The organism is Geobacillus sp. FSL W8-1251 (assembly GCF_038005945.1).
GTDB classification, from domain to species: Bacteria; Bacillota; Bacilli; order Bacillales; family Anoxybacillaceae; genus Geobacillus; species Geobacillus stearothermophilus.
The window spans coordinates 221,729-244,320 of sequence record NZ_JBBOUF010000001.1 but is presented as its reverse complement, the minus strand read 5'-3'; the positions used below and the strand labels follow the sequence as shown (position 1 = coordinate 244,320).

Below are 22,592 nucleotides of genomic sequence, written 5' to 3'. Positions count from 1 at the left end.
TCAATTAAAATAAAATTCATAATATTACTTCTATAAAAGGGATGGCCATGCACTATTTCACCATTTCCGATTTGGCGCACGAGTTTGATGTGAGCACCCGGACGATCCGCTATTATGAAGAACGCGGATTGCTCTCCCCAATCCGGACCGAGTCAGGGCAGCGGCTGTATACGAAAAAGGAGCGGGCAAAGCTCAAGCTCATTTTGCGCGGCAAACGGTTCGGCTTTTCGCTTGACGAGATTCATGAGATGATTTCGCTGTTTGATGAGGACCGAACGGGGAAGAAACAGCTGGAAAAAACGGTCGAATACGGGCGGCGGAAATTGAAGGAGGTGAACGAGCGGATTGAGGATTTGCTGCAGCTGAAGGCGGAGATGGAAGCGCTGCTTTCCGATTTTGAACAGCGATTGCGGCAATGGGAGGGATCGGATGGTTGAACATTTCAGAGCTGCTTGCCCGCAATGCGAGGAAATTTCCCGACAAGACGGCGATTATCGATGGGGAAACGGAGCTTTTCTACGCCGAAGTCAACCGAACGGTCAACCTATATGTATGGGAAGAACAATCGAAAGGGGCAACGTATATGATTCCGATCGTAACGGCTGAGGAAATGTACGCCATTGACCGGGAAGTGGCAGAACGGATCGGCATCAGCGCTGACTCGTTGATGGAAAACGCCGGACAGGCGCTGTTTTGGGCGCTGAAGAAGCGGATTCCGCCCGCTGCCAAGGTGGCGGTGCTCGCGGGCACGGGCAACAACGGCGGCGATGGGTTCGTCATCGCGCGCATGTTGAAAAGTTATGGCTATGAAACCGATGTCTGGCTCGTTCCGCCAAAGGAAAAGGTGAAAGGGGCGGCGCGCACGGCGCTTGAGGTGTACGAGCAGTCCGGTTATGCATGGATCGCTTATGAAGGAAAAGAGCGGGAGTTGGCGGCGCTCTTGCCGCATTATGACATCATCATTGACGCCTTGCTTGGCATCGGCGTCAAAGGGGACGTACGTCCGCCATATAAGGAAATCATCGAGCAAGTGAACCGTTCGCCGGCGGTCGTTTATGCGATTGACGTGCCGAGCGGGGTGCCGGCGGACGGTGGGGAAGCCGGCATGGCGGTCCGCGCTGATGCGACACTGACGGTGCAATGCCCGAAACTTGGGGCGTACACGTTCCCGGCGGCCGATTATTACGGAGAGCTCACCGTCGTGGATATCGGCATTCCGCCGGCGGCGGTGCAGGCGAAGGCGGCTGCTCGGTTTTTGTGGGAAAAGAGCGATGTGGTGCGGACGATGCCGAAGCGAACACGGTCATCGCATAAAGGAACGTACGGCAAGCTGCTCATTGTCGGCGGGTCCAAGGCGATGGCCGGCGCGGTGACACTCGCCGCGAAGGCGGCGCTTCGCAGCGGGGCGGGGCTGGTGACGATCGCCGTTCCGGAAGCGATGTATGAGGCGGTCGCCAACCGCGTGCCGGAGGCGATGTGTCGATTATGGCCGGCCGAGGGCGGCGCGTTTGCCGGCGCGGCCGATTGGGACGGGCTTGAGATCGATGCGATCGCGGTCGGCCCAGGGATGGGCCGGACGGAAGGGGTTCGCCGCTTGGTCAATGAGCTTGTGCGCCAGCCGGTGCCGCTTGTCATCGACGCCGATGCCTTGTTTTTTTGGGACGACTACGCCGAGCTGGTGCGCGAACGGAGCGCGCCGACGGTGATCACGCCGCATCCGGGGGAAATGGCGCGCCTCCTTCGCCGCCCGGTCAGCGAGGTGGAACGCGACCGGTTTGGCGTGTCGAAGCGGCTGGCGATGGAATATGGCGTCTATGTCGTGTTGAAAGGGCCGTATACGATTGTGACGGCGCCAGACGGGGCGCAATATGTAAACGCGACCGGCAATCCGGCCTTGGCGAAAGGCGGGAGCGGCGACGTGTTGACGGGCATCGTGGCGGCGTTTTTGCTGCAGCACGAGGCGGTGCAGCCGGCGGTGAGCAATGCAGTGTTCGTGCATGGAAAGGCTGCTGATTGGCTTGTTCAACACGGTCATTCGTCCTGGGATGTATTGGCGTCGGACGTTGTGGATGCCTTGCCGGCTGTGCTCACTTCGCTGACGTGATCAACCGGCCCATTGAAAGGGGCAATGGGGGATGAACACGATTCCTGCCGGTTTGCGATGACCGGCTGGCGTATGGGCTGTGTCAACTACCCCCACTTAGCTAACGCTTGAAGTGGGGGCTTGCAACTCCCCAGAAGTACAAGCGGACTTCGTCCTCCTTCCTTGACTTGGGGTTGCATCAGGGCAGGTTGACAACTACCCAACGACGCAGGTCATGCCTGCATCGTTACCGATTCTCTCGGTGTGTCTGTTGGCAGTACTTGGCTTCCACACACAACAGACGGATCTACGCTCGATGTTTTACGGTTACAACGTTTCCTGTAACCAACTCCATACATCGAGTAGCAGTTATTGGAGTGCCTTTATTAAACGGTTTTCTCCACGCCTTTATTATATCATACACAAAAGAAAAGGGGAACGCGCATTCCTCTCCCACTTCTGCGCGAAATAGGATGAAATAGCCCCTTACACCGCCGGCATTTGTGAATTCTCGATCCCATTTTCAACGCTGAAGCCGTATTTGCGCCTGCGGCTCTGAACCTCCCGATGGCTAAAGCCACGGGGTTCTTGTGTACTATAGAGCTTCTTCCATACCTTCGCATGGATACTGACTCTACTTCCACAAGACTTTCATGGGCAAACACCTTACTGGTGCTTATCGCCCTGTGCGCCCGATTCAAGACGCTTTTTATCATTTAAATTCCCATGCTACTTACGACATATGGCTGAAGACGAAGTCGTTTGATTTCTTCATCATGCAGTCGAATAAATTGATCCCATCTCTCTAAACATTTGTTCCTATCTATTTCTTTTCGATTGTTTTTCACGTTCATGATTAAAAATGCGCTGTATAAATCTCGTTGTACTTTGTGTCCGTCTACTTCATGCCATCGTTGAGAAAGTGTTTTCTTGTTGTACTCATCGTTTTGATGGTCGTATTGACTTGCCTTGACGCTAAATGTGTCGATGTATTGAAGGGAATAGCCTTCATATTGCAGTTTTTGATTTAGTATGTTCAAAAACAAACTTGGCGCACGATTCGCAATGCTTTTCCCAAATCGTTTTTTCTTTTTGTATTTTCCGTTGGCATCGACTTTTGTTTCTTTTGCCTTTGCTTGAAGTGCTCTGAAATTCATTTTTTCTACTTGGATATGATGGCCTAATGTGATGATCCAATTAGCAAGCCGTTGATGATCTTGTTTACGTTTTTCAGCCATCTTTCTTTGCAACTCGGCTAGTTGTTGACGAGTTTTTAGATAATTTTTACTCCAAACCCATTTTTCCTTGTTGTCTTTTTTTATTGTTCCATCTTCATTGTATTTGTGTGGATTATTCGCCCGTCTTTGACGATCCAATTTTCGTTGAAGAACTCGCTTTTGCTTTTCTATGTTTTCGATGCTCGGCGCAAGAACGAACAACTTGACATTATTCATTGAACAAATAGCGATGGTTTGTGTTCCTATGTCGATGCCAACATCGCCTTGCCCTATTGGATGTTTTACTTCTCCTGTTTGACGGTTTATTTTCTTTGGCGGCACACCTTCAAGGGTGAGTTGGAGAAAATACTTGATTTTCCCCCTAATCCGTCTACGAACGATGCGACAATATTTTATACGGTCTTGTAGAGCCGTATGTGCATATATATCGTTTGAGCGAATTATAACAGGAATAGATAAACCATTCCAAAGCAAATGTTTGTTTTTGAAACGGATGCCTGTGCTATTTGTTTTTCCTTCTAATGAATCCATATCGTTGTATTTTTTAAAAGACACTTTTTTGGCATTGCCAAAGATTAGTTTTTCCATTGCCATACATGCTCTCGTAGCGATTTTTTGTGCGGTGTGTGAGTCGATGTGTTTCTTGAAATGGTGTTGCATTGGCTTAACAAAATCGTGCATAGCGTATTCATTGATTCCGTACTGCCGATATAACTCATTTAGCAAGTTGTTTCTTTCTTTTGATTTTGGTTGTTGGATTAGATGACGATACTGCTTATCGTGTTGTAGTTTTTTATACCGTTTCAGCAATTCGCCCAAACAAGCGTTGTATATTTTTCTGCCAATTTCAAAACGTTTCTCTAATATGTGCGCTTGCCATAATTCTGTTTTGAGTTTCAACGTCAGCACGTAGCTTTTGGTTTTTGTTTTCGCCAATGACACCACTTCCTTTATATTCCTTTATACGTTCTTTTGGTTTTCGATGTACTGTTTAACCGCTTCTTCTGAAATATGACCAATTGTGCAACAAAAATAACTTCGTGTCCATAGCGACGGTAGTCTGCTTTTTAACGAAGGATATTTTTCTCTTAGTATTCGACTACTTTTTCCTTTAAATGCTTGTATTAATTTATGGATATGCTGTCGTGGATCAAAAGAAATAAACATATGAACATGATCTGGCATAATTTCTAACGCTTTAATTTCAACATCATTTTCTTTCGCTACTTCATACAAAATCTCTTTTAAATCTTTTTCAATATCTCCAACTAATACTTTACGTCTATATTTTGGACAAAATATAACATGATATTGATTTAAATAAACAATTCCATTTTTATGAGTATACTTATCATTAGACATTAGATAAACACCTCCTATCTAATATTTATTATACAAAATATTAGATAGGAGTCAATTATCTAATATTTTTTGTTTCGTTTCATCCCAACGACTAAAGTCGTGGGCTTTCACGAAACGCATCCTGTAATTATTGGTTTATCAGCCGACATTCAGCTTCCGCTGATCGCTGGGCTGCGACCTTTACGCGTTTGAAGCGAGAGTCTTCTTTCGAAACGATGATCAACGTTGCGGAAAGGAGGCAGTTCCATTTTTAGATAAATATTGATATCATGAATGTAGAAATAGAAGAAGGGAGATAGGAATCGTGCCGCGATTCGTTTGGCTTGAAACGGAGGAAGAAGTGAGAAGCGCCTTTCCGGTGATGCGTGAGCTGCGCACCCATTTGGATGAGGAAACCTACACGGCGCTCGTGCGAGAAGCGCAAGAACAAGAAGGGTATCAGCTTGTGGCGTTATATGATCAGGACAAAATGGTTGCGGTTGTCGGATTCATGCCGATGATCACGCTCTATAACGGCCGCTTTATTTGGGTGTGCGATTTGGTTACCGCTTCGAGCGAACGTTCGAAAGGATATGGAAAGGCGTTGTTGTCCTATGTGCACGAGTGGGCGAGGGAGCACGGCTACGGGATTGTTTCGCTGTCGTCCGGCCTGCAACGGATAGACGCCCATCGCTTTTATGAGGAAAAAATGGAATATGCAAAAGTCAGTTATGTGTTTTCAAAACGCTTATCGAGTTGAATCCAACGGCGTCTGTTCAGCAGACGCTTTTCATTTTGGGGGTGGGAAATTGTCCTACTTTTCATTATAATAAGAATATATAGTCCGTATTTTGGAATTAATATTCTGATATTCGGAATTGAGGGGCAATGATGAACAAAACGGTGTTAAAAACAAAAGAACTGCTTGATTTGTTTCTCGACTGCGAACGGTTGACTTTGCCAGAGATGGTCGAACGGCTTCAGATGCCGAAAACATCGGTATACCGGATGGCGCAGTCGCTTGTCGCGCTTGGCTTTTTGCAAAAGCGGGGCGATCACTATGAACTCGGTTTGGCATTGTTGACGTTTGGGTCGCTCGTTGCCGAGCGGCTCGATATTCGTCGGGTGGCGCTGCCGGTGATGGAGCGGCTGAAAGAAGCGACGAACGAAGCGGTGAATCTTGTCATCCGCGACGGTGATGAGGCGCTCTATATTGAAAAAGTCGAGACGTCCGAGCCGGTGCGCGTCTATACGAAAGTCGGCCGGCGCGCGCCGCTGTACGCCGGCGCGTGCCCGCGCGCTTTGCTGGTCTTTATGGACGAAAAAGAGCAAGCACGCTATTTGGAACGAACAAAACTTGTCAAAATCGCCAAAAATACCGTAACGGACAAGCAGGCGTTGCGTCGGCAGTTGGAAGAAGATCGGAAACGGGGCTATACGGTCAGCTATTCTGAGCTGGAAAACTATTCGGCGGCTGTGGCTGTACCGATTTTTAACCATGAAGGCGCGGCCATCGCCGGGCTGAGTGTCGCCGGCCCGGAACAGCGTTTTTTGCCGGATGATGTGGCGCGCATCGTTCCGTTGCTTCGGCAGGCGGCGATGGAGATTTCACGTGAACTTGGCTTTCAAGGAAAGGGATGGAAATGAACTATACGCTGTTTCCGTTATGTGAATATGCAGTGACCGTCCGGTTTGCCGATTATATCGATGAGACCGTAAATGATATCGTTCATGAGACAGCGGTTCGCCTAAAGAGAAAACGAAAAGAAGGGGTCAACGAAATTGTGCCGGCGTTTTCATCGCTTACCGTGTATTACGACCCGCTGGCGATTGGTTATGCGGACGTATGCCGGTGGCTGCGCGAAAAGGTCGAGTCGTCTGGACAGACGGACCGGCCTTTGGCGCGAACGGTTGTTATTCCTGTCTGCTATGGCGGTGAATTTGGGCCGGAATTACCAGAGGTCGCCCGCTTTCACGGGATAACGGAAGATGAGGTGGTTACGCTTCATTCGGCCGGCCGCTACCGTGTCTATATGATCGGGTTTTCGCCCGGGTTTGCGTATTTGGGGGGCTTGTCGCCGCGTTTGTCCACACCGAGGCGGGCGGTGCCGCGCACAAAAGTGCCCGCCGGTTCGGTCGGCATCGCCGGCGGGCAGACGGGCGTCTATCCGCTGGCGACGCCGGGCGGCTGGCAGCTGATCGGCCGGACGCCGCTCCGCGTATTTGACCCGCACCGGAAGGAGCCGAGCTTGCTTTCCGCCGGTGACATTGTTGAATTTCGGCCGATTGGCGCCGATGAATTTGCACGTTGGAGAGATGAACATGATTGAAGTCATGGAGGGCGGATTTTTTACGACCGTTCAAGACAGCGGGCGTTTCGGCTACCGGCATGCCGGGGTGCCGGTGGGCGGGGCGATGGACGCGTGGGCGTATCGCCTTGCCAATGCGCTTGTCGGCAACCATGGCGATGAGGCGGTGCTCGAGGCGACGATGTCCGGGCCGACGATTCGGTTTCACGCCGAAACGGTGATCGCCATATGCGGCGGCGAGTTCTCATGCGCGCTGAACGGGCAGCCGTTGGTGCTTTGGAAGCCGGCGGCCGTCAAGCCGGGCGATGTGTTGGAAATCGGGGCATGCCGAGTGGGATGGAGAGCGTATATGGCCGTAGCAGGCGGCATTGATGTTTCGCCTGTGATGGGCAGCCGTTCAACGTACGTCCCGGCGCAGCTTGGCGGTGTATCGGGCCGGCCGTTGCGGCGCGGGGATGTGTTGAAGATTGGGCCGGCCGCTCTCATTTTCCCTTCAAAGCCGCTGCGTTGGGGGCTCTCCCGGTTGGCCAGCCGCTATATCGGCGGAAAAACGAAAACGGTGCGCGCTGTCCCTGGTCCGGAATATGACGAGTTTACGCCGGACAGCCGCACTCAGTTGTTTGCCGCCTTCTATGAGGTGACGCCCCAATCCGACCGGATCGGCTGCCAGCTCGCAGGCCCGGCGCTAGTCCGCGCCCGCGAGAAGGAGATGGTGTCGGATACCGTCGTCTTCGGCACTGTGCAAGTGCCATCGTCCGGCCAACCGATCGTGTTGATGGCCGACAGCCAGACAACGGGCGGCTACCCGCGCATCGCCCAAGTGGCAGCGGTCGATTTGCCTTTGTTGGCGCAGGCGCGTCCCGGCGACCGTATCCAGTTTCGACCGATCGCGCTTGAGGAAGCGGTGCAGCTTTATATCGAACAACAGCAACGGCTGGATCGGTGGATTGCCGCCATTCGCCGCCAATGGGGGGAAGAATCATGACGGTCATTGATCTCAATTGCGATTTTGGCGAAAGTTTTGGTGCATACGAGCTTGGGCAGAAAGAAATATTGTTATACGTTACGTCTGTCAACATCGCCTGCGGGTTTCACGCTGGCGATCCGCTCGTCATGCGGCGGACGGTGCAGCTCGCCATCCAGCATGGCGTTGCCATCGGCGCCCACCCCGGTCTTCCTGATTTGCTCGGATTTGGGCGGCGGGCGATGGCGGTTTCACCCGAAGAAGTGTATGCGTACGTTGTTTACCAGATCGGCGCACTTGCAGCCTTTGTCAAGGCGGAAGGCGGCGTGATGACGCATGTGAAGCCGCACGGCGCCTTGTACAATATGGCGGCGAAAGACGCGGCGTTGGCCGAAGCGATCGCCAAAGCGGTGCGCGATGTCGACCCGTCGCTTGTCTTGTATGGTTTGTCGGGGAGCGAGCTCATCCGCGCGGGCCGCGCTTATGGCTTGCGAACCGCGAGCGAAGTGTTCGCCGACCGGACGTATCAGGCGGATGGTTCGCTCACTCCAAGAAGTGATGCACGTGCCATCATTGTGGATGAAAATGAGGCGGTCCGCCAAGTGCTTCGCATGGTTGGCGAACAGCGCGTCCGCTCATTGCAAGGGACGGACGTGACGATTGAAGCCGACACCGTCTGCCTGCATGGCGACAATGAGCAGGCGGTGCGATTTGCCAAGCGGTTGTATGAAGCGTTGCAGCAAGAAGGCATTGCCATTCAGGCGCTGCGATAAGAAGAGAGACAATGCATAAGAATGAAAGCCGATTAAGCGTGTTGATCGGGGCCGTTTTTTTGATGGCGACATCGGCCATCGCTCTCGGGTTGGCGACATTGCCGTTTTTCCATGTCACCGGGATGGTGCACAGCATGCACGTGCCGATTTTCGCCGGCTAAGCGCCGAATTCAAAACCGCTGCCAGCCGGCTTTGCCCGGCCGACAGCGGTTTTTCGTTTGCCGTCCGTTTTTTGCCATCATTATGAATAATTTTCCTCATTTGTTGAACAATAATGAAAGACATCAGCCGGGCGAAAGGAGGGAGAGAGGCGCTGGTGACAGAAAAACGACTTCTGTTCTTCTCACTGCTGGCCATCGCCTTATATGTGTCGCCGTACTTTGTGCTCGGTGAAGATGCGCATATGCGCGTCCATGACAATTTGGATTCCAACATTGCCTGGTATAAAGTGCTCACCCGAAGCGGCGAACTGTTTGGACCGGTTGACGGAATCATCCCGCAAATCATTAACGGATTGCCGCGCAACGCGTTCGGGACGGAGTTCAGCGGCATCGTCTGGCTTCACGCTTTGTTTCCGTCCATTTACGCCTATGGGCTCAGCCAAGCCATCACCCGCGTGTTCGCGTTTGTCGGCATGTATCTTTTGCTGAAAAAGCATGTGCTGCCGGCCGGACGCTGGGGATGGATCCGCATCGGCGTTTCGTTAACGTTCGCGCTGACGCCGTTTTGGCCGTCGGGGATGTTGAGCACGCTCGGCATGCCGCTTGCGCTTTGGGCGTTTTTAAACATTCGGGGCGGGGAGCGTTCATGGGTGAATTGGGCGGTGTTGACGCTCTTGCCGCTTTACTCGAGCTTTGTGCTTGGCTTTTTCTTTTTCCTAAGCGCGCTTGGGATTTGGTGGCTCATTGATGTCATCCGCGGCAAGGGTTGGAATTGGCGGTTTTTGGCGGCCATCGTCTATATGACGGTGCTCTATTCGGCGGTCGACTACCGGCTTGTCCATTCGCTCTTGTTTTCCGATGAACCGACAAGCCGAGACGAATATTTCCACGCCCGCCTGCCGCTTTGCGGGTGATCCGTCTGACGTTCAAAAACTATGTGCTCGGCCATACTCATGTGATGACGGTGCACGGGTTCGTCATTTTGCCGGTGACGCTCATCGCCTTGTACTTCGTGTGGAAGCGGAAGCGCTGGCGGCAGGAAATGCCGTTTCTTGTGCTGCACGTATTGAACTTCGCGTTGTCGACATGGTATGCATTTTGGTTTTACAAAGGATGGCTGCCGCTCACGGAACGGTTTGATTTGCTCGATAAGTTCAATTTCGCCCGCTATCATTTTTTGCGGCCGATGGTCATTTACGTTTTGTTTGCGATGGCGCTGAAAATTATTTGGCAGGAAGGACGGCGGTGGCGGGCGGTCAGCGCGGCGGCGATCGCTTTGCAGCTGTTGGTGCTTGTCTTGCACAATGAGGAAATCGTCTACCGCAACAAGCCGTCATTTCGCGAATTTTACGCTGAGAAGCAATTTGCCGCCATCCGCGAGTATATCGGCCGTCCCGTCCATACATATCGCGTCGCCAGCATCGGCATCCACCCGGCGATCGCCCAGTACAACGGTTTTTACACGCTTGATACGTACAATAACTTTTACCCGTTGGAATACAAACACCGGTTCCGCTGCATTATCGCCAAGGAGCTGGAAAAAAACAAAAAGCTGCGCGAGTATTTTGACGAATGGGGCGGGCGTTGCTACCTTTTTGTCGACGAACTCGGCAAACATTATATGTTCAAGAAAACGTCGAAGCGGACGATCCGCCATCTTGAATTGAACACAAAAGCGTTTTACGCCATGGGCGGGCGTTATATTTTCTCGGCGTTGCCGATTGAAAACGCAAGCGACAACGCGTTGCATCTTGAGCGTGTGTTTCGCTCGGACGAATCTGCTTGGACGATTTACTTATACAAGGCCGCATGGAAAGGGGGAACGTGAGATGTCCGAACCGGTAGTAGCCATCGTCGAGCCGTGTTACAACGAAGAAGAGGTGCTCCCAGAGACGATCCGCCGCTTGCAGGCGCTGCGCGGCGAACTTGTTGAGGAAAAAATGATTTCGCCCAAAAGTGCGCTCTTGTTCGTGGATGACGGAAGCCATGACGATACATGGAAAATCATTTACAAGGCGAGCTTGTGCCATCCGGAAGTGAAAGGGCTGAAACTGGCGCGCAACGCTGGGCATCAAAACGCGTTGCTGGCCGGTCTGTTTGCGGCAAAAACACACGCCGACTGCTTGATTTCGATCGATGCCGATTTGCAAGATGATTTGTCGGCCATTCGCGAATTTGTGCAAAAGTTTCGCGAAGGGTATGACATCGTTTGCGGCGTGCGCCGGCGTCGCGATACGGATACGTGGTTTAAACGCCATACCGCCCAAGGATTTTATCGGTTAATGAAGATGTTTGGCGTTGATCTCGTGTATAACCATGCCGACTACCGTCTGATGAGCCGGCGCGCGGTCGAGGCGCTCGAACAGTTCGGGGAAGTGAACTTGTTTTTGCGCGGCATCGTTCCGCTTCTAGGTTTTCGCTCGGCGGTCGTCTATTACGACCGGAAAGAACGGCTGGCCGGAAAAACAAAATACCCGTTAAAAAAAATGATCGCTTTTGCGCTCGACGGGGTCACATCGTTTAGCGTCACCCCGATTCGCTTTATTTCGCTCATCGGCTTTCTCTCGTTTGTCGTCAGCCTCATCTTCGGCGCCTATTTTCTCTTTTTAAAGTGGGCTGGACATACCGAGACGGGATGGACGTCGCTCATTACCTCGATTTGGCTGCTAGGGGGGATGCAGCTCATCGCCCTTGGGCTGATCGGGGAATACGTTGGAAAAATTTATAAGGAAACGAAACGGCGGCCGCGCTACATCGTCGATTTGGATTTATGGAACTGGCCACTGCCGCAGCGGCTGTCGCCATCGGCTTCGTCCGAGGAGGCGGAAGCGGAGAAGCGGCTGCGGCCATAAGGAAACGGCAGGCGTGCACAAGCGCGCCGTTTTTCTTTGTCTTGCAATTCTAAAAAAGAAAGAGTAGACTGATGGATGGGAATGATATGGCGGATTGGCGGGGGATGCAGAGAAGGCGGTCTTTCGCCAGCTGGCAAAGGGTGTTTGTCGAGAAAGGGGAGGGTAAGTGATGGCCGATTGGCGTGAATGGGCGGAACTGCGCGAGCGGGTGAGAGAGGCCAATCCGCTCGTCCACAATATGACGAATGTCGTCGTGACGAATTTTACGGCGAACGGATTGCTGGCGCTTGGCGCTTCGCCGGTGATGGCGTATGCGAAAGAGGAAGTGGCAGAGATGGCGAAGCTTGCCGGCGCGCTCGTATTGAACATCGGGACGCTGAACGCTGAGGAAGTAGAGGCGATGTTGATCGCCGGCCGGGCGGCGAACGAAGCCGGTGTGCCGGTGGTGTTCGACCCGGTCGGAGCCGGGGCCACGCGCTATCGAACGGAGACAGCGCGCCGCATCGCCGAACAGGTGAAGCTTGCAGCGGTCCGCGGCAATGCGGCGGAAATCGCCAATATGATCGGCGAGACGTGGGCGATTAAAGGCGTCGACGCCGGGGAAGGAAGCGGCGATGCCGCGGCTTTGGCGAAGCGGGCGGCGGCCAAGCTTGGCACCGTTGTGATCATCACCGGAAAGGACGATGTCGTCACGGACGGAAACACGACGTATTTGGTTCACAACGGCCACCCGCTGTTGACGAAAGTGACCGGGACGGGCTGTTTGTTGACGTCGGTGATTGGGGCGTTTGCCGCTGTTGAGCGTGATATGGTGAAGGCAGCGGTGGCGGCGCTCGCCTATTATGGCGTCGCGGCGGAGCGGGCGGCTGCAGAAGCTGGGGAGCGCAGTCCGGGCCGTTTTCAGTCGTTGTTTCTAGACGCGTTGGCGCACACAAGCGCCGATGATGTGAAGCGTGACGGACAGGTCGAACAACGGTAAAAGGAGAGGGGCGCCACATGGTATTCAAAGCGTTGACGATTGCTGGTTCGGACAGCGGCGGCGGCGCCGGCATTCAAGCGGATCTCAAAACGTTTCAAGAGCTTGGTGTGTTTGGCATGTCAGCGATCACAGCGGTGACGGCGCAAAATACGCTCGGCGTGCAAGGCGTCTTTCCGCTGTCGGCGGAGGCGGTCGCCGCCCAGATCGAATCGGTGGCCGCTGATTTAGGCGCCGATGCGGTGAAAACCGGCATGCTTTTTAGCGCCGATATCATCCGCACCGTGGCTGAACAGGTGAAAAAACACGGCTGGGAGCGGCTTGTCGTCGATCCGGTGATGATCGCGAAAGGCGGCGCCCCGTTGCTGCAAGAAGAGGCGGTGGCGGCGCTGAAAGAAGAACTGTTGCCGCTGGCGCTTGTCATTACGCCGAACATTCCGGAAGCGGAAGCGCTGACCGGCACGGCCATCCGCACGATGGATGACCGCCGCGAAGCGGCGCGCCGTCTGCACCGGATGGGCGCCCGCTACGTCGTGATTAAAGGCGGCCATGATGACGACGGCGAGGAAACGGTCGATTTGCTGTATAATGGAGACGGATTTTCGTATTTTAAAAGCAAGCGGATCGACACGCGCCATACGCACGGGACCGGTTGTACGTTCGCTGCGGCGATTGCGGCTGAACTGGCGAAAGGGCGCCACCCCGCTGATGCTGTGGCAACGGCGAAGGCGTTTGTACAATCGGCGATTGCCCATCCGCTCGGCATCGGCCAAGGCCACGGGCCGACGAACCATTGGGCGTATCGGCAATATGGGGAGTGAGACGGGTGACGCGCATCACAAGCGAAGAAATGAAAGAGCGGTTGGCGGTGTACTTTATTATGGGAACCCCAAACAGTGAGAAGCCGGCGGAGCAGGTGCTCGAGGAAGCGCTTGACGGCGGCGTGACGCTGTTTCAATTTCGCGAAAAAGGACCGGGCGCTTTCAAAGGGGAAGACAAAGCGGCGCTCGCCCAGAGATTGCAGCGTCTTTGCCGCACTTATGGCGTGCCGTTTATCGTCAACGATGACGTCGAGCTGGCTATGGCCATCGATGCCGACGGTGTCCACGTCGGCCAAGATGATGAAGACGCGCGGCGCGTGCGGGAGAAAATCGGTGATAAAATTTTAGGCGTTTCCGCCCACAACGTCGAAGAAGCGATGGCGGCTATGGCGGCAGGGGCTGATTACATCGGCGTCGGCCCAATTTATCCAACCCGCTCAAAGGATGATGCGAACGAAGCGCAAGGCCCCGATATTCTTCGCCGCCTCCGCGAAGCGGGGATTACGATTCCGATTGTCGCCATCGGCGGCATTACGGCTGACAATGCAAGAGAGGTGATGGAGGCCGGAGCGGACGGGGTGTCGGTCATCAGCGCCATCGCGTCATCTCCGTCGCCTAAAGCCGCCGCTTCTCGTTTATTGGAGGCGGTGCGGGCTGCCCGTGTGAAACGGTGACCATCAAACAGACAAGACAAAAGGGTGTCCTGTTCGCAGGACACCCTTTTTGCGTCTTATGAAGCCGTCTGCCGCCACCTCGGCCACCGCCATTCAAGCAGCGGCCGCACGAGCCGGACGACCGGCCGGCTGCCGAGAACGAGCATAACGGCGACTGACAGCGCGAGCAGAAGCGGATAGCCGTGCACATCCATAATAAAATCCGTAAACGGCGTTTCGTGCAAATATTTTAAAATAAACCCGTGCAAGATATAGATGTAAAACGTGCGCGCCCCAAGCACGGAAAACGAGAAGCGCCGGCTCGGGATGAGCGACAGAAAGCCAAACATCATGAGCAGGCTCGCCCCATAAATGGCAAGGCGGCCCGCCGCGCCGGCCGGCTCCGACACGCCGAGCGTATCGTATGACTTTGAGCCGTACAACCAGTCTTGTGGCAAGTCTGGAAACCCGAAATGAATAAGCACAAACATGCCAGTCAGCACAAACAGCGAAGCGACGCGCACCGGTGCGGCAAACAGGCGCTCGATCGCCGGCTTTGGCGTGAAAAACCCGAGCAAAAAGAACGGGAAAAACGTGAGCGTTCTTGACAAGCTCAGCCATTTTTCCGCTTCCATCATCCCGCCGGCCAAGCCGAGAAGAAGCGCCATCGGCAGCGCGATCCGCTTCGGCAGCCGGCCGAACCATAACAGCAGCACGTTCCAGCTGAACAGGCTGAGCAAAAACCATAGGCTCCAATGCGGGGTCAACAAGTCAAGTTCCAACGACTGTTTGTCGTACAGGAAGAAGTAGTAGACCGAGTACAGCAGCTGGAACAGAACGTACGGAATGAGCAGCTTTTTCGTAATTTTTTGCAAGTAGCCGTGTTCATAGAACTTTTTGGCGAAATAGCCGGAAATGAAAATGAACGCCGGCATATGGAAAAAAATCCACGTATACAAGCTGTGCACCCATAAGACGCCGTCAATGTACGGGCGCAGAAAATGGCCAAACACGACAAGGAGCATCAACGCACACTTCGCGTTGTCAAAATAATAGTCCCGCTCCTTCACAGTGTTTCCTCCTTTTCTAACACATCAATTCGAATCATACTTCTTTTTTTTGGGGGAGTCAACCGCAGAAACATGCCGCTGCCGGAAAGCGGCTGTCCATGCAACAGTTTGACAAAGAAAGGTGATGATTGGGTGAAAAACGACCGCCGCGAAACGGACGATATGACGCAGTTATTGCAAATCATCAACGCCAAAGGGGACGAAGGGGAATTGAACGCCATCGTCTGCAACGATGAATTGTTTTGGAAAAGCTTGCGGGCGCAGGCGGAAGACAGTGCAAAAGGAGGCGAATAAGAAATGGAGTTGCTGCGGGCGAAACGGATCGCCGAGGCCGGAGAGATCGTCCCGGTGACGTATGAAGGAAAACGGGTGATCATTCAGCACGTCGATGAAGGGCGGGAATGGCGCGCATTTATTTTGCTGATGAGCCGGAACGCGAGCAAGACGTACCGGTGCGCCTGCTTGAAGAGCTGTAGGCGCCGGGCAAGTTGTCGTTGTTTTGTCAAGGGAAAGCCGATGACACTCCTTGTTCGAATATGATATAATAGCGAAAGAAATGACGCTTGAACATTGGAGTGAGCAATATGAACATCGGGTTTGGAGAAATTGCGCTCATCGTCTTTTTCGCATTGCTCATTTTCGGGCCGAAAAAGTTGCCGGAGTTAGGGCAAGCGGCTGGAAAAACGCTGCGTGAATTCAAAAACGCGACAAAGGGCATCATTGACGACGACGAGGCGACAAAAGCGCAAAAATAAGAGGTTGGGCGAGAGCCTAGCCTCTTATTTTTTGCTTTGTCGGCCATTGTTCTCTCGCCGCAAAAAAAAAGACAAGCTCTGCTGACAAGCGCCATATACATATACGGAGGTGCGTTCGTTCGTTGCAATCAGCCGGTGGCGGAGGGGAGTCATGATGATCAAAAAAATGGCGGCGGTGATCGTCGGCAGCCTGTTGATTGGCGTTGGCATCAACGTCTTTTTAGTTCCTCACCATTTGCTTGATGGGGGAATGATCGGGCTCGGATTGATCGCCAAATATGTCTGGAACGTGCAAGCCGGATTGATGATGATCGTCTTAAGCGTTCCGCTTTACGTGGCGGCTTGGTTTTACTACCGCCCGTTTTTTTACAACAGTTTGCACGGTCTTTTGTTTTCCTCTTGGATGATTGACGTATTGTCGGTGTTGCGCGGCGTGGTGGCGCTCGATCCATTGTGGAGTGCCATGATCGGCGGAATCTTGGTTGGTGCAGGCATCGGGTTGATGCTGCGTGAGGAGACAAGCACGGGCGGCACCGACTTGCTCGCCCAGTTTATCGCGCGGCTGACGAACTGGAACGTTGGGATCGTTATTTTTGTGATTGATGCGTGCATCATTTCAGCTGGAAGCTTGATCATCGACTCCGTGCCCTTTGTTCATTCGCTTGTCGTCGTCACGGTTGTCGGGGCGGTGACAACGATATTGACGCACGAAAAAACGATGGGGGTGTAATCCAGTCCCCACCGTTTTTTCATGGCCATTCCCCGCCTGTCCGCTGTCATGATCAAGACGGAAAGGGAGGCGGTTATGGAACTTGAGCGTTCGAGCCTGCAACGCTTCGTTGAGATGGCGTCATTCCGTTGCAACGGGCGGCATGCAGGCTGTTCCAGATGGAAGGCGGGCGCTTGTTCACGGTTTCGCCAGCTCGAGGGCACGATAGACGTTGATAAGTCCGTAGCCATAATACGGATCTTTTCCTCTCTCGCCTAAGTCATCAGCGCTTTCTAAAATAATGCTGCGCACTTCATCATTCGAAAGCTGCGGGTTGACGGAACGAATCAAGGCGGCGAGCGCCGCGACGTGGGGAGCGGCCATGGATGTGCCGGAAAGAGCGGCGTACTGATGGCCGGCAAATGTGCTGGCAATGTTCGTCCCGGGCGCCACCACATCGATGTACTCGCCATAATTGGAATACAAAGCGTAGGATAGATCCGGGTCGACGGCCCCGACGCTGATCACTTCCGGATACGCGGCCGGAAAGCTCGGCTGTGATGTGCTGTCATTGCCGGAGGCGGCGACAAGGACGACATCATGGGCGTCGGCGTAGCGGATCGCCTCTTCAAGCACCGAGGATGGTTGGTAGTTGCCAAGGCTTAAATTGATGACCTTTGCCCCGTGGTCGACCGCCCAGCGGATGCCTTTCGCCACGTCGATGCTCGTTCCATAGCCGTCCGCATTTAATGCTTTGACGGCCATGATCGGGTTGAACCATGTTATGCCGGCGACTCCTTCGTCGTTGTTCGGCTGTGAGGCGATAATGCCAGCGACATGGGTGCCATGGCCATTTTCGTCATTCGGAGAGCGGTCGTCGGCCAATACGTTGTATCCGGGACCAAGGCGGCGGATTAAATCGGGATGGGTCAAATCGACCCCGCTGTCAATGATGGCGACAGGCACGGTTTGTTTGCCGCGCGACAACGTCCAGCCGGCTTCGGTATGAATGGCCGGCAAATTCCATTGGTAGCGGGCGTAAAACGAATCGTTCGGGATCAGCGCCGGCTTGTTCCACTCATTTTGCATGTAAATGTAGTGCGGTTCGCAATAATCAACCATCGGAAGGGATCGGAAATAGCGGCGCATCTCTTCGTACGTTTGCCCGCGCGAACGGAATACAAACACGTGGTCGACCTGCTTGATGAGCTGGCCGGCGATGGCTGCCTCCATTTGTTGAAGACGGCTTTCCGATGGCAATGCCCGAAAGCGGACGACGATCTCATTGGCGAAATAATGGCTTCGGTCACCGCGGCGATTATGGAGGATTTCCCGAATGCGCGGGTGCTTGTTCAACTGCTGTTTCAGCTGTTCGCCTGCGCTTAAGCTGTCTAAGGCGACAACGGTTGGATGGGTGGGTGCGACCTCGGCGTCAAACGGCTTCAGCCGTGGTGGAGCCGGGGCGTTTTCTTCTAGAGCCGGTCGCCCCAAGGCGGCTGCGGCAACGAGTAGAGCAACAACCGCGCTGGTCGCGGCCCATATTCGGTATCGGCGTTTCACGCTGTTCACCTCCTTGTTGTTAGGATGGGCGAATGGAGGGCAAATCATGAAAAATGGGATTCCCCTTGCAGCAGGCGAATCCCATTTGTGCGTTCAGCGGCCGGCTGATTGCAACACTTGCTGCGCCGTTTGCATATCGACGCGCAGCTGCTCTTGGACGTTGGTCGGATGATAGTATCCTTTGTTGATCATGTATTGGCTAATTTGCTCGTGAAACGCAATCGCGTCATTTAACTTCCCTCCGAAAGAAGTCTCCTACTTCTAAACGTGAAGGTGCGCCAGCACCAGTGAAAGTGGGAGATGAATGTCGGTTGGCGTTAGCCAACGAATAGGATAGAATATGGCTAGAACGGACACCTTCGGAACGAAGGGAAGCGTAAAGGGTTCTTGTGTGTGGCTTACCGTTCGGCGAACACGCACAAGTCGCTTGAAGCCCCCACCTCCAAGCGAAGCGTAGGTGGTGGGTAGTTCACATGTTGCTTCAGCGTATTGCGCACTTCCGGGGTTGTTGCTTCGGCAATGGCCATTGCGCACGCTTTGATCGCGCTTTTCGCCCCAATGAGATAGTCGGCGGCGATCATTTGATCATTGAATACGCCGGTCGGCGTCATCGTTGCCTGCATCGTTGTCCCTCCTCCGTTCGTTACGATAATAAGTTTTGCAAGTCGCGGATGTGCTGCTCTGTTTTTTGCATGTCTTGTTGAATGAGCGATTTCAGCTGCGGGTCGCTCGCCATTAGACTATTTGTTGTCGCACACGTCGTGCTGATCGCTTTTGGGGATGTTTTCCTTGCAATGACGTTCCTCGGATTGTCCACACTAACGGACAAGGAGGGACAATCGATGAACGAAACGTGTTTCTATTGCCAATGCGAGTGCGACGACAACGTGCATTACGTCTCGTTCCATGCGAACGATGAAGAACGCGAGGAAGCGCTTTGTCCGGAATGTTACCAAGAATGGCTGCAGGGCATGAAAGGCTAAAAAAACCGCACCGGTTCGGTTACGGTGCGGTTTTTTCCGCGAGCGGAGGGGTGGTGACGACATCGGACAAGTCGCTCTCTTCGTCATAAGAACGATACACGGCTGCTTTGGTCCGCGGAGCGTGAAGCGACAACGATAAAATGCGCTCGTTCCCGTTGTGGGCGACTTTTGTTTCCATCCTCAGCGCCGCATCCGCCAGTGTCAGCGAGTAAAAGCGGTACGTCAAACCGAGCCAAGTGCGCTCGGACCGGACGGTGTCCGGATGATGGCGGATCAGCTCCGCCAGCTCGGCAAACGAATGGTTTTCCCGCTGAAGCCATTCGCGAATGGCGGCTGCCGTCTGTTCCAGCAAATGTTTCCATGACGGTGTCATCGACATCATCCTTTTTTACATCCAGCATGCCCATTTTCGCCCTTTGTTATGCGGGCAGGCGGATGGAAAACGTCGTCATGTCTTCATCGGATGAACAGCGGATATCTCCGCCATGGTCTTCAATCACTTTTTTGCAAATGTACAACCCGATGCCGGTTCCGAGTTTTTTCGTCGTAAAAAACGGCTCGAAAATCGTTTCCACAATGTCGGCCGGAATGGACGGACCGTTGTTGGCGATTTCGATGATGATGCTTCCGTCTTGGCAACGGGCGGCGATGTTGATCCGCCGCGGTTTTTCCCTCTCTTTCAACGCTTCGATCGAGTTGAGCAAAATATTTACCAGCACATGGCGCAGCTGATCTTTATAGGCAAATATATGTATGGATTCATCGATCGCCACCGAAAGGTCGACATCGCTGTCGACGATCGAGGCGTATAAAAACTCGATAATTTCCTCCAACAGCTGGCAAAGCGAAAACGTTTCCTTTTCGCTTTCAACAATTTCTTTGCGTGAGGCATGCAAAAATTGCGAAATGCGAAATTTCAGCTGCTGCAACTCATGGTCGATAATGTCTAAATAAGGAAGATGCGGATGCTCAAACTTCAATAATTGAATAAAACCAATAATAGCCGTAAGCGGATTGCGAAACTCATGGATAAAACTCGATGACATTTGTCCGAGCAGCGTCAGCCGGTCTTGATGCGATCTGGCAATGAGCGCATTTTTCTCATGCAGCTCCTTTTCTTTTAACTCATTGTATTTGGTGACCGCATGAAACAAAAACTGGTCAAACAACTCGTTCATATGGTCAATGAGCGGGGCGAGCTCATCGACGGACAGCGGTGCGGCCAACGCATGGTTGATGATCAGGCGCCGTCCCAAGTTTACGTTGTAAACAAGGGCGCCGATGCCGGTGTTCATCTCCTCCCGTTCTTTGGCGATTTTGTTCGCCAGCCGTTCAACCATCTCGCCGGGCCACGACTGCAGCAGCGCCTCTTTGACCAAGGTGAACACCGCCAAGCCGTTTTGTTCGACACAGTCGATATATTTGTCATCGTCGGCAATTTTCATGTGCTGCAGCCAATAGGCGAGGAAGTCCGGCAAATGGGTTTCCAAATGGGTGACAAGCTGCTGTGCGGCAGATGTCAACAAAGCCACCTCGCTTTCTGTCGTTTATTTTTATTATAATTGAGAACATCGAACTAGAACAGAGGGAAAATGGCTGCAGAGTCAGTCAAGACTTTGTGGAGAACATTTTTTCGGTTCACTACGGGCGTTGTCAATCACTAGTTAGCGAACCATTTTAAGGAATTCATATCGTAAGCGCTTTCGGACTCTCATCCCTCATCTTGAAGTGATGATATTGTATTCCATTTTTTTACACCCAACCACCATCCCGGAGCGCCGACAACGCTTGATGGATCGGCGTCCCGGATGACCGCTGCAGACACGGTAGATTCTGACGCACCACATCTGCCCATAACCGTCCGGCCTTCCGTTTGGCCTGTTCGATCCGCTTGGACTTTGTTGAGGCCGAGGCCGCCGTTCGGGTCTCTTCTTCCTCCACCAACTGCCCATTTCTCCGCCAAATCCCGTCGATTCGGGCCGCCATCGCCCTCAGAAACGCCCGAAGCCCTTGGTCTTTCCAGCTGCGGCGGGATTTCACCCGATGCGCAAACCGGCTCATCACGCTCTCGGCGTGGCCCATCGGACGCATGCCGGTCGTCTCCACCCCTTGCTCCGACAGCCACTCCCGATAGTCCCGGATGCATCCCGGCATCGACTCGATCCGGCGAATCAAGGCGGCCAGCTGTTGTTCTTTGCCTTCGTCCCCCAACGTGCCGACCGCGCTGTTCAGCTCGACCAAAAGTCCTTCTTCGTCTTGTTTCGCCAGCTTCCTCCGCACCTCCCGCCAACGCGGATGGCCGGACAGACACTGACGCAGCTCCCGCGCCACATGAAATCGATCCAGCTGAAAGCACGCCCGCTTCCCAAAATACTCCCGGCAGGCCGTGATCCACGACGCCGCGTCGCCGTTGATGATCAAAAGGTCCCGGCACGGATCATAGGCATATTCGTTCATCAGCCACTCTTCAAACCGTTCCCACACGTCTCCCGCCCCTTCATGGAGGTAGTGGCGCCGGTTCACGAGCTCGAGCTGCGAACCGTTTCGTTTCCATCCCTCGTGAACCGCCAGGATTTTCTCTTCTTTCGCCCGTTTCCCTTTCCCCTGGCGGGAAATGAACAGCCCATCCGCCTCCACAAATAGCACTCGGCCGTGCCGTTGGGAAACAGGGCGGTGCAGCGAGACAGGGGCCTCCAGCACCAGTTGGCGAATCGCCTCGTGGCTTAGGACCGCATACCCCACGATCGACTCCAACGTACGGGCCGCTTTGCGGTAGGAAGAGCACTCTACGGCCAACTCGACCGCCGTTTCCTCGAGGCAAGGGCTGATCGACTGCGCTCCATCAAAGCCCAGTTCGGCATCCAGCAAGAAGGTATAGTTCCCCGTTTGCCGGTCATAGTAGTAGTTCCGTCGAAACGTCACTTCTCCAAACAGCGTTTGGATCGTAGTCGGCCGTTTGTCTTTCAGCTGATACCGGCGCTTGTCCCGCGCTTCCGCCAGTTGTTGATCAATCTCCTCCAAAAGGGCCGCCAACAAGACAGCGAACACCTTTTGAAGAGTTCTGACTAATTGTTCCTCCAGCTCTTTTAATAAAGGCCATTCTGTGGTAAGATGTTTCATGGACTCTCTCCCTCCTGTTTTATGGATGTTGGTCATCACCATCATAGCAGGGAGAGAGTCCTTTTTGCATGACATTTGCTTTTTTCTACCGCGCTTCGCTTGGTGGCCCCGACGAGCGTCGCGAACAAAAGTTCGCAACCCTCGTCGGGGAATCATTCCGGAATGTCACCCACAAATATTTTACTCACACATGGCTGCATATCCGAGAAAACTAGTTTCCTTCC

At 53.5% G+C, this 22,592-nt stretch carries 25 protein-coding genes and 3 pseudogenes; 18 read left to right on the top strand and 10 right to left on the bottom strand.

Annotated elements, in window-relative coordinates; all coding sequences use genetic code 11:
• The first annotated feature begins 47 nt into the window (after positions 1–47).
• Positions 48–437: a MerR family transcriptional regulator gene (locus NSS88_RS01360; protein ID WP_025950097.1), complete on the top strand. Its 390-nt coding sequence runs from the start codon at positions 48–50 to the stop codon at positions 435–437.
• A 146-nt stretch (positions 438–583) separates the two neighbouring features.
• Positions 584–2,104, top strand: coding sequence for a bifunctional ADP-dependent NAD(P)H-hydrate dehydratase/NAD(P)H-hydrate epimerase (locus NSS88_RS01355; RefSeq protein ID WP_049625430.1), 1,521 nt, complete (start codon positions 584–586; stop codon positions 2,102–2,104).
• A 695-nt stretch (positions 2,105–2,799) separates the two neighbouring features.
• Here NSS88_RS01355 and NSS88_RS01350 read toward each other — a convergent pair.
• Together NSS88_RS01350 and tnpA are read right to left on the bottom strand one after the other, a co-directional pair.
• Positions 2,800–4,263, bottom strand: coding sequence for a transposase (locus NSS88_RS01350; RefSeq protein WP_227412724.1), 1,464 nt, complete (start codon positions 4,261–4,263; stop codon positions 2,800–2,802).
• 18 nt (positions 4,264–4,281) lie between these two features.
• Complete coding sequence (tnpA, locus tag NSS88_RS01345) at positions 4,282–4,683, bottom strand: IS200/IS605 family transposase (RefSeq protein ID WP_044743973.1); 402 nt, start codon at positions 4,681–4,683, stop codon at positions 4,282–4,284.
• 304 nt (positions 4,684–4,987) lie between these two features.
• On the opposite strand from tnpA, the gene NSS88_RS01340 reads away from it, so the two are divergent.
• The 11 genes and pseudogenes from NSS88_RS01340 to thiE all read left to right on the top strand — a co-directional run bounded on the left by NSS88_RS01340 (position 4,988) and on the right by thiE (position 14,192).
• Positions 4,988–5,422, top strand: coding sequence for a GNAT family N-acetyltransferase (locus tag NSS88_RS01340; protein WP_033016602.1), 435 nt, complete (start codon positions 4,988–4,990; stop codon positions 5,420–5,422).
• A 131-nt stretch (positions 5,423–5,553) separates the two neighbouring features.
• Positions 5,554–6,309 carry an IclR family transcriptional regulator gene (locus NSS88_RS01335; protein ID WP_049625428.1) on the top strand — a complete coding sequence of 252 codons (756 nt, stop codon included), beginning with the start codon at positions 5,554–5,556 and terminating at the stop codon, positions 6,307–6,309.
• Positions 6,300–6,992, top strand: a complete 693-nt coding sequence (gene pxpB / locus NSS88_RS01330) for a 5-oxoprolinase subunit PxpB (RefSeq protein WP_341082630.1) — start codon at positions 6,300–6,302, stop codon at positions 6,990–6,992. The genes NSS88_RS01335 and pxpB overlap by 10 nt, the downstream gene beginning before the upstream one ends.
• Complete coding sequence (locus NSS88_RS01325) at positions 6,985–7,956, top strand: 5-oxoprolinase subunit C family protein (protein WP_049625983.1); 972 nt, start codon at positions 6,985–6,987, stop codon at positions 7,954–7,956. The genes pxpB and NSS88_RS01325 overlap by 8 nt, the downstream gene beginning before the upstream one ends.
• On the top strand, positions 7,953–8,708 hold the full coding sequence (locus NSS88_RS01320; protein ID WP_033015378.1) for a 5-oxoprolinase subunit PxpA: 756 nt from the start codon (positions 7,953–7,955) through the stop codon (positions 8,706–8,708). Before NSS88_RS01325 ends, NSS88_RS01320 begins: the two co-directional genes overlap by 4 nt.
• Before the next feature lie 11 nt (positions 8,709–8,719).
• A complete protein-coding gene (locus NSS88_RS01315) occupies positions 8,720–8,869 on the top strand; it encodes a hypothetical protein (protein ID WP_155266792.1) in 150 nt (49 codons plus the stop codon).
• 113 nt (positions 8,870–8,982) lie between these two features.
• Positions 8,983–10,697: pseudogene (locus NSS88_RS01310) on the top strand (DUF6044 family protein).
• A gap of 1 nt (position 10,698) precedes the next feature.
• Entirely contained in the window at positions 10,699–11,721 is a 1,023-nt protein-coding gene (locus NSS88_RS01305) for a glycosyltransferase family 2 protein (RefSeq protein ID WP_049625982.1), read from the top strand.
• 169 nt (positions 11,722–11,890) lie between these two features.
• Positions 11,891–12,700, top strand: coding sequence for a hydroxyethylthiazole kinase (thiM, locus tag NSS88_RS01300; protein WP_033015373.1), 810 nt, complete (start codon positions 11,891–11,893; stop codon positions 12,698–12,700).
• A 17-nt stretch (positions 12,701–12,717) separates the two neighbouring features.
• Positions 12,718–13,518, top strand: coding sequence for a bifunctional hydroxymethylpyrimidine kinase/phosphomethylpyrimidine kinase (thiD, locus tag NSS88_RS01295; RefSeq protein WP_033009277.1), 801 nt, complete (start codon positions 12,718–12,720; stop codon positions 13,516–13,518).
• A gap of 5 nt (positions 13,519–13,523) precedes the next feature.
• Positions 13,524–14,192, top strand: a complete 669-nt coding sequence (thiE, locus tag NSS88_RS01290; RefSeq protein WP_049625119.1) for a thiamine phosphate synthase — start codon at positions 13,524–13,526, stop codon at positions 14,190–14,192.
• Positions 14,193–14,248: 56 nt separating this feature from the next.
• Here thiE and NSS88_RS01285 read toward each other — a convergent pair whose 3' ends face one another.
• Entirely contained in the window at positions 14,249–15,241 is a 993-nt protein-coding gene (locus tag NSS88_RS01285) for an acyltransferase family protein (RefSeq protein ID WP_049625981.1), read from the bottom strand.
• Positions 15,242–15,313: 72 nt separating this feature from the next.
• Between NSS88_RS01285 and NSS88_RS01280 the strand changes: the two genes are divergently transcribed.
• The 4 genes and pseudogenes from NSS88_RS01280 to NSS88_RS01265 all read left to right on the top strand — a co-directional run bounded on the left by NSS88_RS01280 (position 15,314) and on the right by NSS88_RS01265 (position 16,726).
• Positions 15,314–15,535: a hypothetical protein gene (locus NSS88_RS01280; protein WP_033015364.1), complete on the top strand. Its 222-nt coding sequence runs from the start codon at positions 15,314–15,316 to the stop codon at positions 15,533–15,535.
• A 3-nt stretch (positions 15,536–15,538) separates the two neighbouring features.
• Positions 15,539–15,717 (top strand): annotated as a pseudogene (locus NSS88_RS01275) (H-type small acid-soluble spore protein).
• 108 nt (positions 15,718–15,825) lie between these two features.
• Positions 15,826–15,996 carry a twin-arginine translocase TatA/TatE family subunit gene (locus tag NSS88_RS01270; protein WP_020959661.1) on the top strand — a complete coding sequence of 57 codons (171 nt, stop codon included), beginning with the start codon at positions 15,826–15,828 and terminating at the stop codon, positions 15,994–15,996.
• 154 nt (positions 15,997–16,150) lie between these two features.
• Positions 16,151–16,726: a YitT family protein gene (locus tag NSS88_RS01265; protein WP_033015362.1), complete on the top strand. Its 576-nt coding sequence runs from the start codon at positions 16,151–16,153 to the stop codon at positions 16,724–16,726.
• Between the two features lie 177 nt (positions 16,727–16,903).
• On the opposite strand, the gene NSS88_RS01260 is transcribed toward NSS88_RS01265, so the two are convergent.
• The 4 genes and pseudogenes from NSS88_RS01260 to NSS88_RS01245 form a co-directional block, all read right to left on the bottom strand.
• A complete protein-coding gene (locus NSS88_RS01260) occupies positions 16,904–18,265 on the bottom strand; it encodes a S8 family peptidase (RefSeq protein WP_049625120.1) in 1,362 nt (453 codons plus the stop codon).
• A 93-nt stretch (positions 18,266–18,358) separates the two neighbouring features.
• Positions 18,359–18,493: pseudogene (locus NSS88_RS01255) on the bottom strand (spore coat protein); the annotation flags it as partial.
• Between the two features lie 170 nt (positions 18,494–18,663).
• On the bottom strand, positions 18,664–18,888 hold the full coding sequence (locus NSS88_RS01250; RefSeq protein WP_015374703.1) for a spore coat protein: 225 nt from the start codon (positions 18,886–18,888) through the stop codon (positions 18,664–18,666).
• A gap of 20 nt (positions 18,889–18,908) precedes the next feature.
• On the bottom strand, positions 18,909–19,094 hold the full coding sequence (locus NSS88_RS01245) for a hypothetical protein (protein ID WP_061567589.1): 186 nt from the start codon (positions 19,092–19,094) through the stop codon (positions 18,909–18,911).
• Positions 19,095–19,107: 13 nt separating this feature from the next.
• Between NSS88_RS01245 and NSS88_RS01240 the strand changes: the two genes are divergently transcribed.
• Positions 19,108–19,248 carry a hypothetical protein gene (locus tag NSS88_RS01240; protein ID WP_015374705.1) on the top strand — a complete coding sequence of 47 codons (141 nt, stop codon included), beginning with the start codon at positions 19,108–19,110 and terminating at the stop codon, positions 19,246–19,248.
• Between the two features lie 19 nt (positions 19,249–19,267).
• Here NSS88_RS01240 and NSS88_RS01235 read toward each other — a convergent pair whose 3' ends face one another.
• From NSS88_RS01235 to NSS88_RS01225, 3 genes are all read right to left on the bottom strand, one after another.
• Complete coding sequence (locus tag NSS88_RS01235) at positions 19,268–19,621, bottom strand: hypothetical protein (RefSeq protein WP_033006776.1); 354 nt, start codon at positions 19,619–19,621, stop codon at positions 19,268–19,270.
• Positions 19,622–19,667: 46 nt separating this feature from the next.
• Positions 19,668–20,771: a histidine kinase N-terminal domain-containing protein gene (locus tag NSS88_RS01230; protein ID WP_049625980.1), complete on the bottom strand. Its 1,104-nt coding sequence runs from the start codon at positions 20,769–20,771 to the stop codon at positions 19,668–19,670.
• 229 nt (positions 20,772–21,000) lie between these two features.
• Positions 21,001–22,368 carry an ISLre2 family transposase gene (locus tag NSS88_RS01225; protein ID WP_341082615.1) on the bottom strand — a complete coding sequence of 456 codons (1,368 nt, stop codon included), beginning with the start codon at positions 22,366–22,368 and terminating at the stop codon, positions 21,001–21,003.
• Positions 22,369–22,592: the final 224 nt, after the last annotated feature.